Annotated in this window: 1 pseudogene; it reads right to left on the bottom strand. The window is 44.3% G+C overall.

Annotation, left to right across the window (positions count from 1 at the left end):
• Nucleotides 1-865 (bottom strand): annotated as a pseudogene (locus CIK04_RS25245) (insulinase family protein); the annotation flags it as partial.
• Nucleotides 866-912: the final 47 nt, after the last annotated feature.

Here is a 912-nt window from a genome sequence, read left to right as displayed (position 1 = left end):
GACTCAAGTACCGCTTGTTTTTCCTTGTATCGCCACTCTTCAAGCCCTTCTGCTTTGATCAAACGAATATACTGGAAGACGGCTTGAATAATCTCATCGGTATGGGCGAGCCCGTCTTTCGTCAAAGTACAACTGACGGTGAAATCACGGTAATTACTGCCAGCAGCGCCACCGCCAGCAGAGAGAGAGGTCACCCAGTTTTTGTTTTCAGTTGAGCACTCAAATCTTGCCTTCTCCCTCATAACCAAGCAGATCGGGCAAAGTAGGAAAGCGGTTTGGTTGAGTAGTGATGATCCATGCCTGGCAGAGGAAATGTCATAATGAGCTTACGTATCTCTTTGAGCGGCTCAATGTTCACCAAAATGCCTGTTGCTGTTTCATCACTGATGGGTACGGCTATCGATTTACCCGCTAAATGGTTGTTGGTGATGGATCCGAATTTTTCTTCTGCCCATGTTTGCAGTTGATCAAGACTTTGTGGCCCATAGATAGTCAAGGTCATTAAATCGGATGAATAATGAGTGCGATAGAAGTCTACGATCTCTTGGCGAATGGAAATGCCATCTCTGTCGTTGAGCGTTTCCAAGTTACCGACGGAAAATTTTGCAAAGGGATGATTCGGATTAACCACTTCCTTATTAACTTGATAGAAGCGTCTTGAGTCGTCGTTCAAATTTTAGACGATATTCCGATTCGACCGCTTGGCGTTCTTTATCCAGAGCCTCTTCGTTAAACAAAGGCGCGACAAAAAACTGACTAAATCGGTCTAGCGCTTTTTCAAAAACATTGGTCAGCTGACGTCAAAAAAGAAACAAGTATGTTCAGTCCCCGTCCAAGCATTATTGCTGCCGCCATGCTGGTTAATATAACTTTGAAAATCGCCTACTTTAGGGTATTTTTCCGTCCCCTAAA

The sequence above is a fragment of the Vibrio sp. 03_296 genome (assembly GCF_002265885.1).
This window is presented reverse-complemented; position numbering and strand designations above follow the sequence as displayed.